Source organism: Streptomyces albidoflavus (assembly GCF_000719955.1).
Classification (GTDB): Bacteria; Actinomycetota; Actinomycetes; order Streptomycetales; family Streptomycetaceae; genus Streptomyces; species Streptomyces albidoflavus.
Genome location: NZ_JOII01000096.1, coordinates 1 through 399 on the forward strand (window position 1 = coordinate 1; position 399 = coordinate 399).

The following is a 399-nucleotide window of genomic DNA, read 5'->3' on the forward strand; positions in this document are numbered from 1 at the left end:
CTGCCGGGGCCGGCTGGGTGTGGTGGTGGGTGATGAGGAGGCGGGCGCCGGAGTCTTCGAGCATGTAGGTGAGCCGGTCGGCCGGGTAGGCCGGGTCCAACGGCAGGTAGGCCGCGCCGGCCTTCATGATGCCGAGCAGGCCGACGGCCATGTCGGTGCTGCGTTCGACGGAGAGGCCGACCAGGTGGCCGGGGCCCGCGCCGAGGGAGATCAGGTGGTGGGCGAGCTGGTTGGCGGAGCGATCCAGTTCGCCGTAGGTGAGCGCGTCTTCGCCGCAGACCACGGCGATCGTGTCGGGACGTTCGGCGGCCCGTTCGGCGACCTGGCTGTGGAGGGTTCCCGGCCAGGGGGCGACGCCCTCGGTCCCGGCCCACTCCCGCACCACCCGCTCCCGCTCAC

Annotated in this window: 1 protein-coding gene; it reads right to left on the minus strand. The window is 73.2% G+C overall.

The window, feature by feature from the left end; genetic code table 11:
- On the minus strand, positions 1 to 399 hold a 399-nt coding region (locus tag IF45_RS31845), incomplete at both ends, for an AMP-binding protein (protein WP_037638939.1).